A 14,002-nucleotide genomic window follows, 5' to 3' on the forward strand; every position below is an offset into this window, starting at 1 on the left:
GTTGTGACCCAGACAAGGAGGTTGAAATGGCCAAACCTACACTGCATCTCATGTGCGGAAAGATTGCATCCGGAAAATCTACGCTGGCGAACGCTCTAAAAACTGAGCAAGCAGCGATCCTATTGACCGAAGACCATTGGCTCTCAAGGCTCTACCCAGACCAGATCCACTCGGTCGCCGACTACGTAACGCTCTCAAGAAGACTCCGAGATGTCGTAGGCCCCTTGGTCATCGACATGCTAAAGGCCAGGATCAATGTGGTTCTCGATTTCCCCGCCAACACTCCCGCAGACCGCCAATGGTTGCGCGGTCTGGCTGACACCGCCCAAGCCTCGCACAGCCTTCACTTCATCGACGTCGACGACGAAACCTGCCGCGCCCGGCTGCACCTGAGAAATGAAGGCGGTGAACACGACTTCGCAGCAACCGACGCTGAATTCGATTTGATCACCAGCTACTTCGTCGCCCCAGATAAGGAAGAAGGGCTCAACGTAGTCATTCACCAGGATTACTCCTAAACGGCTTTCACCCGGAGAGAACCAAACCGTCAGGTTCAAATGGCGCCCTAAGATTCAGAGCGCCCCCTCCCCCATCCCGCCCCCATCGAGTAACGTATACCCATCCAACGGGCCCTCGCGTCTGCGTCAGGACAGCGACCCGCCATCAGAAACACGATAGAAGGCCCAACCGTGCACAAAGTCCGATTGATCAAGTACGTCTGGACCCACCAGACCCCGGAGATTTCATCTGAATGGTCCAAGCTGCTTTACGAAGTGGAGCTGCCGTTCGTCCCCTTCCATGGCTTGAACATTCAGTTACCGATGCAGCGCGTCTGGCGGATTCGGGATGTTGAGTGGAACGTCGAGGAGCAGACCTTTCGGTGCCATATCGAAGATCAGTTCATGAACTTGCTGGACGTGGATGACTCGTACGAGGACTGGATCGAAACCTTGCTGGAATGTGGCTGGGTGCTGAGCGGCCGCTACACCAATGAGCACAACAAGACCTGATCCGCCTTTGCTCAAATTTTCCCCGAAACTTACGCAGGATGCGCGCTGTGCCCGGCAGAGACGACTAACCAATGCCAGACTGGATAGCAAGCCAGGCACAAGACCTGTTTTGACGCCCTATTCCCTTTGAGCATGACTGCCATGAAATGGATTTCCTGTTGTATCCGTTACGCGGCCGGCGCGCTCTTGGCGTGCTCGTCGATGGCGTATGCACTTCCTTTCGTTGATGTGTACGTGGCCGAGGCTCCGCCGCTGACCATGGCCAGCCAGGGTGACCAGCACGGGATAGCGGGCGACATCACCCTGCAGGCTATGGCGATGGCCGGGTATTCCGCTCACCTTCTCTCACCTCCGTGGCCACGGGCGCAACGGGACGTGACGCTGGGCACCAACAAGCTCATCGCGCCGCTGACCCGCACACAAAGTCGTGAAGACAGCTTCACCTGGATCGCTCCGGTGATGACGATGGATCGGGCGTTTTTCAGCCTTGATCGCCATGTCGACAGTTTTGAAGAGGCGCGCCAGACCTTCAAGATGATCGCCGTCGGCAGTGGCTCGGCACAGGAGACGCGGCTACGTGAGGAAGGCTTTTCAGCCGCTCAGATTTATCCGTTGAAGATTGGCGAGAACCCGGCGCTGATGTTGCTCAAGGGCCGGGTGGATGCGTGGTTTAACGGCGTGCCGGAAACGCTCTACATCTGGAAGCAGATCAGCGAACGGCCGCTGTTGATGAGCAGGCCGTTGATGACCGCCGATCTGTATCTGGCGTGCTCCAAGGACTGCGACCCTCAGATGGTCGAGAAGCTTAGGGCGGCGATCGACAAGCTTCAGTCAAACGGGTCGATCAAACGCGTCCAGCATGACTATCTGAAAGGGCTGCCCGTCCAGTGATCGGGTCAGCGCTGCTCTAACGCCCATGCTTGCCTGTCACGGCAGCAAAATCACCTTGTCAGCGCCGCCTTGATTCACATCGGCGTAACGCGCCAGGCCTTCTTCCAGCGGCGATTCAATCAGGCCGGTCGGCAGCGGCAAGGTGCCGTCGTCGAACTGTTTGCCGAACTGCTCAAGCATCCGCGCGCAGGCTTCAACGTCGTACAGCAGCGAGTTGATCCCCACCACCGAACCGCCCTTGCGGTACAGCGCCAGCGCGGGCAGTTGCACGTGGCCGTCCGTTGGCGCGGCAATAATTGCGATGCGGCCTAATTGCGCCAACGCAGGTACAGAAGCCGGCAGCCAGAAGCCGGTGGTGTCGAAGATCACGTCGGCGCCGCCTGCAAAAACCGCATTCACTTGAGCGCCCAGGTCTTCCGGCTTGTCGAGCTGGATCGCGTTGAAGCCTTGCTCTTGCAGCGCTTTCAGCTGGTCCGGTTTACGCACCGCTGCCAGCACCTGGGCGCCGCGTGTTTTCGCCAGTGCGATGGCGGCGCTTCCCACTGCGCCATTGGCACCGATGACCAGCAACCGAGTGCCAGACTGCACGAGGCTGCGCTCGAGCGCGTCCCACGCTGTGGTGTACGGAACCCCCAGGCTGGCGGCCTGGCTGAAAGTCAGCGATGCCGGCTTGATCGCCACGCCTCTGGCCGACAGGGTGATGTAGCCCGCGTGGGAGCCGTCGCGGACAAAGCCGATTTCCTTGCCGGTGCCCCACACTTCTTTGCCGATCAGCTCCTGCGGGCCTTCGACGACAACGCCCGCAAAGTCACGACCCGGAATGCGAGGCATCGTGGTGTAGGGGAAACGGCCCAGGACGTTTTTGACGTCGCTGGGGTTCAGGCCTGCGGCTTTTATCTGCACCAGAACTTCGCCAGCCGCCGGGACAGGCGTGGGCAGATCGACGACTTCCAGCGCAGCCAAGTCGCCGGTGCGGGAGAATTGCAGAGCTTTCATGTGGATTCATCCAGAGAGGGGAACGGGAGGTCGTCGATTCAGGACGCCAGATTGGACAAGAACTGCTTGCCCACCGGCCACAGCCATTCACCGGCTTGCATGCCGAGCAGGCCAACCAGTGCGACCAGAGGCGGTGCAGGTGAGCGGAAATCCAGCAGGCCGTACAGCAAACCGACGGCGATACCGATGGCGAGGGAAATGACGTAGCTCATGACAAACTCCGGTGCGTGGGACGCGCGACTCGATGGCGGCGCGACGGCGTTAAGCGATGACCAGAGTGTAAGGAGGGTCGGCAGGCGCTACCGGCCAAGAGCTTCTGAATTTCGGACAGAAGCACCGCGCGCGCTAGTTAGACAGGTGCGTCAGCGACCGGGTACTGAGAAGGCGCCATGCCCAGTTCGCGGCGGAACATGTCGCTGAAGCTGCTCGGCGAATACCCCATGGAACGGGCGATGGCGTTGACCGGCACGCCCTGGATGATCTCCGCCACCGAGGTCGCCAGTTGCACCTGTCGCCGCCATTCGGCGAACCCCATGCCGAGCACCGCCTGAAACAGCCGGGACAGCGTCCGCACACTGGCACCGGCGTTTTCGGCATGCTGCTCGAATGAGACGTCGATGGACGGCTCGATCATCACCGCCTGGCACACGTTCATCAGCCTGCGGTCGCTGTCATCGGGCATCGGCACTTTCAGCAGCGAACGCCGGGCACGCTTGAGTTCGAGCAACGCCAGGTTCACCACGGCCTCGTAGTAGTCCGACTCCTTGTCCTGCTCGGCCACTAGACCGACAATCAATTCGCGCAACAAGCGCCCTACTTCCAAGACTTGAACCGTGGCGTCGAGGGTTTGGGCGAGCGCCGGGCGCAGGTAGATGTTGCGCATTTCCAGATCCGACACCACGCGGATGCCATGGGGCACGCCGGGCGGCAGCCAAACGGCGCGCTGCGGCGGCACGACCAGCGCTTCATTGGGAGTCTCGACCCACATCACGCCCGACATCGCATACAACACCTGCCCCCACTCATGCTCATGGGGCTCGATGTACAACCCGCGCGGATAGGTCCGTGACAAAGGCTGCACGGGGACGGCGGTATTGGAGAGGTCGGGCGGCGCGGCGATTGCCATGATGAAACCGGCTGGAGTGGATGCAGCGATGGTAGCGGGAGAGCGGGCAGGATCGCCAGTGCGGTGAAGGCTCATAGCAGAACGCCCCGATCTTGCGACCGGGGCGTCGGGGTAAATCAGTCAGCTCTTCAGCCGATCGACATCAGAACACGTTGATCGGGTAATCCACGAAGATCCGCGTTTCATTACCGCCAACGTTGTACTGATCCACATCGTTGGAGACCCGCAGGAACGAGTTACGCAGGCGCACCGACAGGTCTTTGACCGGGCCGCTCTGGACTACGTAGGTCAACTGGCTGAACAGTTCACGCTCTTCGCCACGCCCACGACCGCTGCCGTCGTCGATGTTGTCGCCGCGCACGTAGGCCACGCGGTAGCTAAGGCCTGGAGTGACAATTGTTCCCAGGTTCACGCCGTAGCCCACTTGCCACGAACGCTCGTCCTTGCCGTTGAAGTCTGACCAGTAGGAGTTGGCCAGGTAGATGGTGTTGCCGCCATCGCCGGTCCCGCCTGCGTTGCGATAGCCGCCGTAGGTGTAACCGGTTTCGCCGGTACTGCGCTGATGCGCGATCGTGAACGAGTGAATGCCCACCGCCCAGGTCGCCGCCAGACTCCAGATCTTGTTGTCGCGAGCGTCATCGACGGCGAAGTCTTTGTCCAGCTTGGTCTTGTAGCCGTTGAAGTCGAAGGTCAGTGACTGATCTTTCGGCATCGCCCAGACGTAGTTCAGGTTCACGTACTGCTTTTTCAGCACGTCTTCGTCATCGGAGGCGTAAAACGCGGCGCTCAGGGCTTCGGTGAATTTGTAACTGCCGCCGTAAACGTTGATGCTCTTCAGATCACCGCTGTCGCGGCCTTCGGCACTCTTGCGGGTTTCGGCAGTGAAGCGGCCGGCCACCAGCGTGAGGCCTTTAATCTCTTTGGAGGTGATCATGGTGCCGGTGTAGGACTCAGGCAACAGACGCGAGTTGTCGTAATTGAGTACTGGCAGCTCCGGCATCATGTCGCCGTATTTCAGTTCGGTATTGGAAACCCGGAATTTGACCGCGCCGCCAAAGCGCGACAGGTCGTCCGCCGCGTTGCCGCTGTCGCCCTGTTTGAAGAAGTCGATACCGCCCGCGCCGCTCTTGCCCTTGCCTCCGTCCAGACGCGCTGCGTACAGACCAAAGGCGTCAACGCCAACGCCCACCACGCCCTGGGTGAAACCGGACGTGTAGCCAGCCATGAAGGCCTGACCCCATTCCGAGCGGTCCTGCGGTCCGTTTTTATAGTCACGATTGATGTAGGCGTTACGCAGGTTGATCTTCAGGCTGCTGTCTTCAACAAATCCTTTGGAATCTGCCTGACCGTCCGCCATGGCGTGAGTGGCGGCAAGGATGCCCAGAGCGAGCAGGCCGATACGCTGTTTCATCTTGTTGTCCTTGTGAGCGGATTAATCGCGCGCTGTGGCAAATGCCCGGGGGTGGGCAATTGCGTCCCCCGGAACTGGAACAGTTCCGGAAGCCCGCACGAAATCATCGCAGTGGACTACTGATGCACGTACATGGCGCTAGGCCACAGGCGGTGGAGCCGCGAATGCTATCCCCGGCCTGCCGGGGTGTCAATTTGATGAAAGCCAAACCGAGGCAGGCCGTGTCTGTGGTCGCACCCACAACACCTTTGTCAGCTATGAAGCAGGCCCAACATTGCTTCGATCTCTGCGTCGCTGATCAGCCCGATGGGGTAACGCTTGGAGAGCATCTCTCGAAAATCGCCGCGTTGCTCAAACGTCTGCACATCATGCATGCGTTCCATCGGGATCCGGGTCGTCCGTAACCAGTCCGCCATCATCTGCCGTGCTTCACTGCTCGCAGAAAAACCTCGAGTCACTCGCAACTCATGACCTGCGTTCATAAGGACAACCTCTTATGTCGTGGACTGCGAAATCTACGGGGCTTTTGTTACAGACGGACGACCCGGCGCGAGCCATTCCCCGCCTTGGGATCCCATCTTCCTACGACCGACTGGAAACTGTCCGCTCATAAAAAAGCCCATCGTCTGATGGGCTTGATGACAGCAAGAAGCGAACCAACTCAGCTGCGATGGGGGGCCGGTTGCTGCTGCGTCAGGCAGTGAATGTTGCCGCCGCCCAGCAACATTTCACGGCCCGGAACCATGACCACCTCGTGTTCCGGGAACAACTGCTGGAGGATCTTGCGGGCCGTGTCATCCATCGGATCGTCGAAACACGGGGCAATGATGCCGCCGTTAACGATCAGAAAATTCACGTACGAACCGGCCAGACGCACCGATGGGTTGCGCTCCTGACTGCCGTGCACCTGATCCACCCCGGCGCACTCTTCTTCGGTGGCAAACAGCGGGCCCGGGATCGGCATCTTGTGTACGACGAACGGACGTCCCTTGGCGTCCCGGGCATTTTCCAGCACCTTCATGGCTGCCTGGCAGCGCGGGAAATTGGGGTCTTTCGGATCATCTGTCCAGGCGAGTAACACTTCACCGGGGCGCACGTAGCAGCAGAAATTATCCACATGGCCGTCGGTCTCGTCGTTGTACAGACCCTCCGGCAGCCAGATGATTTTTTCGACCGACAGATGATCGCGCAGCACGGCTTCAATGTCTTCGCGAGACAAGTGCGGGTTGCGGTTACGGTTGAGCAGGCATTCTTCAGTGGTAATCAGCGTGCCCTCGCCATCGACGTGGATCGAGCCGCCTTCCAGCACAAACCCATCGGTGACGTAGCGCGAGCAGCGCTCGATTTCCAACACTTTGCTGGCGACCTGTTCATCCAGGTTCCACGGCGCGTATAGCCCACCGTCGAAACCGCCCCAGGCGTTGAAGCCCCAATTGACGCCGCGAACCTCGCCCGCGTCATTGATGACGAAGGTCGGACCGCTATCACGCACCCAGGCGTCGTTGCTGCTGAGCTCGACGACGCGGATGTTGGGCACATTCAGTCGTGCGCGGGCATTGTCGTACTGTGCCGCCGAAACGCCGACGGTGACAGGCTCGAAACGGGCGATGGCCTTGGCCACGGCAACGTGATCGTTCTGAACCGGCTTGCCGCCCAGACGCCAGTTGTCCGGACGCTCGGGCCAGATCATCCAGGTTTGCGTTTGCGGCGCCCACTCGGCAGGCATGTAGAAGCCATCGGCGCGGGGGTGCTGTTGAGAGTGGTCACGGTAATCAGAACTCCATGAAACGACGAGGGCGTCTACGGCCAAATAAGGAAGACGTTATAGACGATAAAAATCGGATTTAAAAACACTAATCGAGCTTTCGGCGCACACCCAGACAGCAAACACCGATATATATCGACCTATGCTCGACGGGTGAATCAGCTCAGCTCTCCAGCTCACCCAGCACATTCGACACACTGTCGACGAAGAAGTCCACGCTCCGGCGGCTGGTCACCATCGGCGGCTTGATCTTGAGGATGTTCAGATAATCCCCCGTAGGCTGCATGAAGATCCCCAGCTCACGAAGACGATCGCACAGGTAGGTCGTTTCCTCGGTTGCAGGTTCCAGCGTCTCACGGTCGCGAACCAGCTCAAGTCCCAGATAGAACCCCGAGCCGTGGACAGCCCCGGCCAACGGGTGTTTGTCGATCAGCGTGAGCAGGCGTTCCTTGAAATAGCCGCCCACCACGCGGGCGTTCTCCCAGAGCTTTTCTTCTTCCATGACGTCGAGCACCGCCATGCCGATGCGGCAACTCACCGGACTACCGCCTGACGACGAAAAGAAATAGCCCTCGGCCTCCAGCGCCTCAGCGATCTCGCGGCGGGTGATGACGGCGCCGAGGGGATGGCCGTTGCCCATGCCTTTGGCCATGGTGATGATGTCCGGCACCACGCCCTGCTCTTCGAAGCCCCAGAAGAACTGGCCCAGGCGGCCATAACCCACCTGCACTTCATCGGCGATGCACACGCCGCCCTGATCACGGACCCTGGCGTAGACCTGATGCAGATAACCCGGCGGCAGGGAGATTCCGCCGGCATTGCCGTACACCGGCTCGCAGATGAAGCCCGCCACTTGCCGCCCCTGCTCCTTGAGCGCGCTCAAATGCGCGTCAACGCTGCGCAGGTAGAACGGCGCAGTGTCCGCGCCACGAAACTCACCGCGATAGGTATTGGGCGCCACCACGGGATGCACCCAGTCGGGACGCGTGCTCAGGGCTTGCGGGTTGTCGGCAATGGATGTCGAAATCGCATCGGTCGCCACCGACCAGCCGTGATAAGCCTCCAGCACGCTCAAGACATCGCGGCCGCCGCTGTAGGCCCAGGCCAGACGAATCGCCAGATCATTTGCCTCAGTGCCGCTGTTCACCAGAAATACACGGTCCATGCCGGCGGGCGCCAGCTTCAGCAGCCGCTCGGAAAACTCGGCGATCGCTGCGTAATGAAAGCGTGAGTTGGTGTTGAGCAGCGACCACTGCCGCGACGCAACCTCGGCCATGCGCGGATGGCCATGACCAAGCACCGCGACGTTGTTGAGCATGTCCAGATAGGACCGGCCCTGCAGGTCAATCAGGTGGTTGCGCCAGCCGCGCTCGATCTGCGGCGGGGCCTGGTAATAATGCTTTTGAGAACGGGCGAAACTGGCGTCGCGGCGGGCGAGCAGCGCGGCGGAATCGGCCAACGCCGGCGCATCGCAATCGAAACCCAGGAGCCCTTTGGGTGACAGGCACAGTGCACGCCAGGCGGGAGCCCGCGACGGGGTGGTGAACAACGGCGGGCTCACGTCAGGCTCCGAACACAGCTGCACGATCAACGCGCCACCGCCCTGCCCGATCACGTCCCCCGCGCCGAACTCGACGCCGGAATCAAAATCAGAACGTACCCCCACAGGCGCAGGCTCACCTCGGCGCCCACCAGCTGCAAGGCGCCGTCAGCGGTGTGGCGCAGGACTCCGGCAAACGGCGCATGAACACCGGTGCCGTGGGGGATGCGCAGTTCGGTATGCAACGCGAAGGTATCCGGCTCCTTTGCGCTGTCCGGCAACGTGCGCGATAGCCGGTATTCCCCATAGCGACTGGCGGCCAGCCCATGAGCTTGCGCAGCCTCTCTCAATAGTTGCTCGTCGATGCCGCTCTGTTCCCAGTTGCCAGCCACAAAATGCTCGCTGAGTACACCCAGGTCCACGAGGGTAAAACCCTGCCCGCTCAAGTTCGGCAACAGCGGCGAGAACGGCTCGGGCTCTCCGTCCGTTTCCCATTCACCTACTGCGTCGAGAATCGCCGCTTCCATCAGCGCAATCGGCACGGAAGTGGCGACGTCGAAGATGTTCCACTCGCTCGCCAGATTGGCCTGGATGTAGGTGTTTTCCGGCTCGATGCTCGCCTGTTGCTCGCTGCCCAGGACCAGCACGGCCGAGCGCGCGACGATCAACGGCCACAGCGCCAGCAGCTCCTCGGTTTGAAGGGGATTAATGAGGTGGTAAGCCTGAACGGCGGGCAGGATAAAAAACGGATCGCCCTCGGCATGGTGCAGCAGCGCGGCGCAGGTCACCGAAAGATCGGCGATGCGCCATGTACGGATCAGATCCCCGAAGTCGATCAGGCCTTGAAGCTGCCATTGGCGATGGGCGTCTCGAGCCCAGACCACGTTGTACTCAGTGATGTCCATGTGGATCGCCTGCACCGGCAGCGACGCCACCAGCGGCAGCAAATAGGCCTGGGCCTGCTCGGCGGCCTCGGCGATACAGGCGCGCTTGTCGGCATCGGGGATGACCGGGAGCAAGTGCTCGATCAACGCAAAGGCGTGGCGAGGGTCCCATTGCAAAACACGATCAAGGCCGGCGTGCTCGAACCCCGCCAGCGCCACGTCGACACGAGCGCAGAGCTGCGCCAGTCCGGTCACAATGTGCCGGTTCAGGTGCGCAACGTGGGCGAGTGATTGTCCGTTGATAAACTCCAGAACGCGAAAGTGCACGGCGTTGCCGTTGTGATCAACGGTCAATAGGTCCTCACCCTGCAACGTCGGCATCACCGACGGGACGCGGACCGGTGACTCGCGGCTCAAATGCCGCAGCGCCGCATGCTGCGCGGCAAGTTCGGTGGTTGAATAATCTCCGTGGCAGATCTTCAGAACGAAACGTCGCCCGTCACCGCAGTCCAGCAGGAAGTTTCGGTCCTGATGGCTACCCAACTCTTTCAACGTCCCCGACAGCCCGTAATACGTCGCCAGCCATTCGGCGGCCTGCGCGGCACCGACATCCGGGCATGGCAGGCTGGAGCGGCGAATCAAGGTGTCAAGCGACATGAAGGAAGTCCTGATAGATAGAGGCGCCCAAATACTATCGCCAGTTGCGCGGCGGTTAATCAACCCCGTGCCATAGCCAATAAAGAAATGTCTTACAAGTCCGGCAGATAGGCAAATCGTTAAGGTCCTGAAACACGTACGGCGGTTTTATGGCGCTAATCGCGATGGGCCATCAATTAATATCATCGCCTGTCGGCGGATTGCGCCTTGCGCCAGTGAGCAAGGGCCCACAAGCTATGCTCCATCGTCTTACATCTTTCCAGGGAAGAAGGTTTATCCATGCGAATACTTGTTACCGGTGGCGCCGGCTTCATCGGTTCTGCGCTGATCCGTCATCTGATCAACAACACCGATCACGACGTCCTCAATTTCGACAAGCTGACCTACGCCGGGAATCTTGAATCGCTGCAGGGCATTGCGAACAACACTCGGTATGAGTTCGTGCAAGAAGACATCGTTGACCAGGCTGCGGTGAGCAAAGTCCTCGCGCGCTTCAAGCCTGACGCGATCATGCACCTGGCGGCAGAATCCCACGTCGACCGTTCGATTGACGGCCCGTCGGAGTTCATCCAGACCAACATCGTCGGCACCTACAGCCTGCTGGAAGCGACCCGCAGCTACTGGCTGACCTTGCCTGAAGACGAGCGCGCCGCCTTCCGCTTTCACCACATTTCCACCGATGAAGTGTATGGCGACCTGCATGGCGTGGACGATCTGTTCACCGAAACCACGCCCTACGCGCCGAGCTCGCCGTATTCGGCCAGCAAAGCGGCGTCGGACCATCTGGTTCGCGCCTGGCAACGCACCTACGGGCTGCCGGTGGTCGTCACCAACTGCTCGAACAACTACGGCCCGTTCCACTTCCCCGAGAAGCTCATCCCGCTGGTGATCCTCAACGCCCTGGCCGGGAAGCCGCTGCCGGTGTACGGCAATGGCTTGCAGGTGCGTGACTGGCTGTTTGTCGAAGATCACGCCCGCGCACTGCTCAAGGTGGTGACCGAGGGCCAGGTCGGCGAGACCTACAACATCGGCGGCCACAACGAACAGAAGAACATCGACGTCGTGCGCGGCATCTGCGCGCTGCTCGAAGAACTGGCGCCGGAACAGCGCAAAGGCGTGGCCAACTACGCGGACCTGATCACCTACGTGACTGACCGCCCTGGCCATGACATGCGCTACGCCATCGACGCCAGCAAAATCGAGCGCGAACTGGGCTGGACGCCGGAAGAGACATTCGAATCCGGCCTGCGCAAAACCGTGCAGTGGTATCTCGACAACCTTGAATGGTGCCGCAACGTGCAGGATGGCAGTTATCAGGGCGAACGCCTGGGCACCGACGTAAAGGAACTGATCGCATGACTAAAGGAATTGTACTGGCGGGCGGTTCGGGCACACGCCTGCACCCGATTACCCTCGGGGTCTCCAAACAGCTGTTGCCGATCTACGACAAACCGATGATCTATTACCCGATCTCGGTGCTGATGCTGGCCGGGATCAAGGACATCCTGGTCATCTCGACGCCGCTGGACCTGCCGCAATACCGGGCGCTGCTGGGTGACGGCAGTCAGTTCGGCGTGCGCTTTCATTACAAGGAGCAGCCCAAGCCGGACGGCCTCGCGCAGGCATTCCTGCTTGGCGAAGAGTTCATCGGCGATGACTCGGTATGCCTGATTCTCGGCGACAACATCTTCCACGGTCAGCACTTCAGCGAACAGCTCAAGCGTGCGGCGGACAACACCTCCGGCGCGACTGTGTTCGGCTACTGGGTCAAGGATCCGGAGCGTTTTGGCGTGATCGATTTCGATGAGCACGGCCACGCGCTGTCCATCGAAGAGAAGCCCAAGGCGCCTAAATCCAGCTACGCCGTGACCGGTCTGTATTTCTACGACAACGAGGTCATCCAGATCGCCAAGGACGTCAAGCCGTCCCCGCGCGGCGAGCTGGAGATCACCGACGTCAACAACGCTTACCTCAAGCGCGGCGACCTGCGCGTTGAACGTTTAGGCCGCGGTTTCGCCTGGCTCGACACAGGCACTCATGACAGCCTGCTGGACGCGTCGCAATACGTGCAGACCATTGAGCACCGTCAGGGTCTGAAAGTCGCGTGTCTGGAAGAGATCGCCTATCAGAATGGCTGGATTGACCGCGCCCACTTGTTGAATCGGGCTGACTATTTCGGCAAGACCGGCTACGGTCAGTACCTGTTCAAGATCGCAGGGGAAAGTCAGTGAAAGTGGTTGCCAGCAAGTTGCCTGAAGTCCTCATCATCGAGCCCAAAGTGTTCGGCGATGAGCGTGGCTTCTTCTACGAAAGCTTCAACGCCCGGGCCTTTGCCGAGGCCACCGGCGTAGCTGATCAGTTCGTCCAGGACAATCACTCGCGCTCGCAAAAAGGCGTCCTGCGCGGGCTGCATTACCAGATTGAAAATCCTCAGGGGAAACTGGTGCGCGTGACCGCTGGCAGCGTGCTGGACATCGCCGTCGACATCCGTCGCAGCTCGCCGCAGTTCGGCCAGTGGTTCGGTCTGGAGCTGTCGGCCGAGAACGCTCGTCAGCTGTGGATTCCCAAAGGTTTCGCCCACGGCTTCGTGGTGCTGAGCGATTACGCCGAATTCCTCTACAAGACCACCGACTACTACACGCCGTCGGCCGAGCGCTGCATTCGCTGGGACGATCCGGAGCTGAACATCGACTGGGGCCTGAACGAAGCACCTCGACTGTCGGCCAAAGATCAGCTTGGCAAGCCCCTGAAAGAAGCGGATCTGTTCCCGTGAGTGCGCCGCTGCGGATTCTGATCAGCGGGCAACATGGCCAGGTGTCCCAAGCGCTGCAGCAACACCTGCAGAGCATGGGCGAGCTGATTGTGCTGGGCCGTGATCAGCTTGATTTGAGCCAGCCGGAATCCATCCGCCCGGTGGTTCGCGACATCAAGCCTGACCTGATCATCAACGCTGCCGCACACACAGCGGTGGATCAGGCCGAAAGCGAGCCGGAACTGGCCTTCGCCATCAACGCGACCTCCCCTGGTGTGTTCGCTGAAGAAGCCGCTGCTCTAGGCGTTCCGCTGATTCACTACTCCACCGATTACGTGTTCGACGGCAGCAAGGCTGGGGCGTGGGTTGAGGCAGACACGCCCAATCCGCTGGGCGTTTACGGCAACAGCAAGCTGACAGGCGAACGCGCGATCGCCGCAGCGGGCGGGCAGCACCTGATTTTGCGCACGAGCTGGGTTTATTCCCTGACCGGGCGCAACTTTCTGCTGACCATGCAGCGCTTGCTGCAAGAGCGAGAGAAGCTGTCGATCGTTGCCGACCAGATTGGCGCACCCACCTGGGCCGGCACCATCGCCGCCAGCACCGGCGCGCTGATTGAGCGCTGGCGTGACGGCGCGCCGGGCGCCTGGGGTGTTTATCACCTGACGGCCAGCGGCGAGACGTCGTGGTTCGGGTTCGCTGAAGCAATTGGTCAGCAATTGATCAACACCGGCAAGCCCTGCGCGGCGCTGGAACCGATTGCGTCCAGCGCTTATCCGACCCCGGCTGCACGCCCGCTCAATTCGCGTCTGGATTGCAGCCTGTTGCAGCGCCAATGGGGCGTCAGCCAGCCCGACTGGCACGATGCGTTGCTGGAGTGCTTAGCGCAGCAGCGGTAGGCATAATGGGCCGACTCGATGTTGAGCGGCTGCGGAGCACTGATACATCCGCAGCCGTCCCGCATCGCAAC

General features: G+C 60.6%; 13 protein-coding genes and 1 pseudogene. 7 read left to right on the forward strand and 7 right to left on the reverse strand.

Translation table 11 applies throughout. The features are described from left to right. Window positions 1-26: 26 nt before the first annotated feature. The 3 genes from JN403_RS02935 to JN403_RS02945 all read left to right on the forward strand — a co-directional run bounded on the left by JN403_RS02935 (window position 27) and on the right by JN403_RS02945 (window position 1,901). Window positions 27-518, forward strand: a complete 492-nt coding sequence (locus tag JN403_RS02935) for an ATP-binding protein (RefSeq protein WP_205485176.1) — start codon at window positions 27-29, stop codon at window positions 516-518. A gap of 171 nt (window positions 519-689) precedes the next feature. After that, a complete protein-coding gene (locus JN403_RS02940; RefSeq protein ID WP_037016364.1) occupies window positions 690-1,010 on the forward strand; it encodes a hypothetical protein in 321 nt (106 codons plus the stop codon). Window positions 1,011-1,211: 201 nt separating this feature from the next. Next, the gene (locus JN403_RS02945) at window positions 1,212-1,901 is read left to right on the forward strand and encodes a transporter substrate-binding domain-containing protein (protein ID WP_240356794.1); all 690 of its coding nucleotides are present in this window, start codon (window positions 1,212-1,214) and stop codon (window positions 1,899-1,901) included. Between the two features lie 36 nt (window positions 1,902-1,937). Here the strand turns inward: JN403_RS02945 and JN403_RS02950 are convergent, their stop codons facing one another. From JN403_RS02950 to JN403_RS02980, 7 genes and pseudogenes are all read right to left on the reverse strand, one after another. Next, window positions 1,938-2,897 (reverse strand): zinc-binding alcohol dehydrogenase family protein, encoded by a 960-nt coding sequence (locus JN403_RS02950; RefSeq protein ID WP_205485180.1) that lies wholly within the window; start codon window positions 2,895-2,897, stop codon window positions 1,938-1,940. 38 nt (window positions 2,898-2,935) lie between these two features. Further along, window positions 2,936-3,109, reverse strand: a complete 174-nt coding sequence (locus JN403_RS02955; RefSeq protein ID WP_074889899.1) for a DUF1427 family protein — start codon at window positions 3,107-3,109, stop codon at window positions 2,936-2,938. Window positions 3,110-3,246: 137 nt separating this feature from the next. After that, entirely contained in the window at window positions 3,247-4,023 is a 777-nt protein-coding gene (locus tag JN403_RS02960) for a helix-turn-helix transcriptional regulator (RefSeq protein ID WP_205487215.1), read from the reverse strand. 142 nt (window positions 4,024-4,165) lie between these two features. Beyond that, window positions 4,166-5,434 (reverse strand): OprD family porin, encoded by a 1,269-nt coding sequence (locus tag JN403_RS02965; RefSeq protein WP_205485182.1) that lies wholly within the window; start codon window positions 5,432-5,434, stop codon window positions 4,166-4,168. 251 nt (window positions 5,435-5,685) lie between these two features. After that, a complete protein-coding gene (locus tag JN403_RS02970) occupies window positions 5,686-5,916 on the reverse strand; it encodes a hypothetical protein (protein WP_205485184.1) in 231 nt (76 codons plus the stop codon). Window positions 5,917-6,095: 179 nt separating this feature from the next. Beyond that, window positions 6,096-7,160 carry an agmatine deiminase gene (gene aguA / locus JN403_RS02975; RefSeq protein WP_205485194.1) on the reverse strand — a complete coding sequence of 355 codons (1,065 nt, stop codon included), beginning with the start codon at window positions 7,158-7,160 and terminating at the stop codon, window positions 6,096-6,098. Window positions 7,161-7,362: 202 nt separating this feature from the next. After that, window positions 7,363-10,280 (reverse strand): annotated as a pseudogene (locus tag JN403_RS02980) (aminotransferase). A gap of 279 nt (window positions 10,281-10,559) precedes the next feature. Between JN403_RS02980 and rfbB the strand changes: the two are divergent. Genes rfbB through rfbD form a run of 4 tightly spaced genes read left to right on the forward strand, consistent with a single transcriptional unit; the run spans window position 10,560 to window position 13,931 of the window. After that, a complete protein-coding gene (rfbB, locus tag JN403_RS02985) occupies window positions 10,560-11,639 on the forward strand; it encodes a dTDP-glucose 4,6-dehydratase (protein ID WP_205485196.1) in 1,080 nt (359 codons plus the stop codon). Beyond that, window positions 11,636-12,511, forward strand: coding sequence for a glucose-1-phosphate thymidylyltransferase RfbA (rfbA, locus tag JN403_RS02990; protein ID WP_172610355.1), 876 nt, complete (start codon window positions 11,636-11,638; stop codon window positions 12,509-12,511). The genes rfbB and rfbA overlap by 4 nt, the downstream gene beginning before the upstream one ends. Next, on the forward strand, window positions 12,508-13,053 hold the full coding sequence (gene rfbC, locus JN403_RS02995; RefSeq protein ID WP_205485198.1) for a dTDP-4-dehydrorhamnose 3,5-epimerase: 546 nt from the start codon (window positions 12,508-12,510) through the stop codon (window positions 13,051-13,053). The genes rfbA and rfbC overlap by 4 nt, the downstream gene beginning before the upstream one ends. Further along, window positions 13,050-13,931, forward strand: coding sequence for a dTDP-4-dehydrorhamnose reductase (gene rfbD, locus JN403_RS03000; protein WP_205485200.1), 882 nt, complete (start codon window positions 13,050-13,052; stop codon window positions 13,929-13,931). Before rfbC ends, rfbD begins: the two co-directional genes overlap by 4 nt. Window positions 13,932-14,002: the final 71 nt, after the last annotated feature.

The sequence above is a fragment of the Pseudomonas sp. 15A4 genome, assembly GCF_016925575.1.
Classification (GTDB): Bacteria; Pseudomonadota; Gammaproteobacteria; order Pseudomonadales; family Pseudomonadaceae; genus Aquipseudomonas.

Coding starts and splice junctions, on each gene's coding strand:
- JN403_RS02970 (WP_205485184.1), bottom strand. CDS start 5,916: ATGAACGCAGGTCATGAGTTGCGAGTGACTCGAGGTTTTTCTGCGAGC.
- JN403_RS02950 (WP_205485180.1), bottom strand. CDS start 2,897: ATGAAAGCTCTGCAATTCTCCCGCACCGGCGACTTGGCTGCGCTGGAA.
- JN403_RS02960 (WP_205487215.1), bottom strand. CDS start 4,023: ATGGCAATCGCCGCGCCGCCCGACCTCTCCAATACCGCCGTCCCCGTG.
- JN403_RS02945 (WP_240356794.1), top strand. CDS start 1,212: ATGGCGTATGCACTTCCTTTCGTTGATGTGTACGTGGCCGAGGCTCCG.
- rfbB (WP_205485196.1), top strand. CDS start 10,560: ATGCGAATACTTGTTACCGGTGGCGCCGGCTTCATCGGTTCTGCGCTG.
- JN403_RS02965 (WP_205485182.1), bottom strand. CDS start 5,434: ATGAAACAGCGTATCGGCCTGCTCGCTCTGGGCATCCTTGCCGCCACT.
- rfbA (WP_172610355.1), top strand. CDS start 11,636: ATGACTAAAGGAATTGTACTGGCGGGCGGTTCGGGCACACGCCTGCAC.
- aguA (WP_205485194.1), bottom strand. CDS start 7,160: ATGCCTGCCGAGTGGGCGCCGCAAACGCAAACCTGGATGATCTGGCCC.
- JN403_RS02955 (WP_074889899.1), bottom strand. CDS start 3,109: ATGAGCTACGTCATTTCCCTCGCCATCGGTATCGCCGTCGGTTTGCTG.
- JN403_RS02935 (WP_205485176.1), top strand. CDS start 27: ATGGCCAAACCTACACTGCATCTCATGTGCGGAAAGATTGCATCCGGA.